Genomic DNA, 386 nt, shown 5'->3' with positions numbered 1-386 from the left:
GGTGCGCTCCCCCTCGGTCAGGCCGGCGATGCAGGAGCCGTTGAGCTTGTAGAACCGCGGGTAGCCGAGGACGACGACGTTGGCCGAGGGGGCCTTGGCGCGGACCTGCGAGTAGACCGAGTCGAGCTTGGCGGGCAGCGAGTTCTGGACGAACGTCTTGGCCGTGTTGACCCGGGCGACGCAGTTGGCCTCGGACTGGAGGACGCAGGTGGTCATGACGTCCGCGAACCCGGCGTCGTTGCCGCCGATGGTGAGCGAGACGAGGCCGGTGGAGGAGTTCAGCGGGCCCATCTGGTTGGCGAGGACGTCGCCGGTCTTGGCACCGGAGCAGGCCACGAAGGAGAAGCTGGCGGGCGAGTTCGCGGCGGCCCACAGGGCGGGGTACG

At 69.7% G+C, this 386-nt stretch carries 1 protein-coding gene; it reads right to left on the bottom strand.

The window, feature by feature from the left end:
- A partial coding sequence (locus G3I71_RS49805) for a GDSL-type esterase/lipase family protein (protein ID WP_239149833.1) occupies window positions 1–386 on the bottom strand: 386 nt, incomplete at both ends.

Source organism: Streptomyces sp. SID12501, from assembly GCF_010550245.1.
Lineage (GTDB): Bacteria > Actinomycetota > Actinomycetes > Streptomycetales > Streptomycetaceae > Streptomyces.
This window is presented reverse-complemented; position numbering and strand designations above follow the sequence as displayed.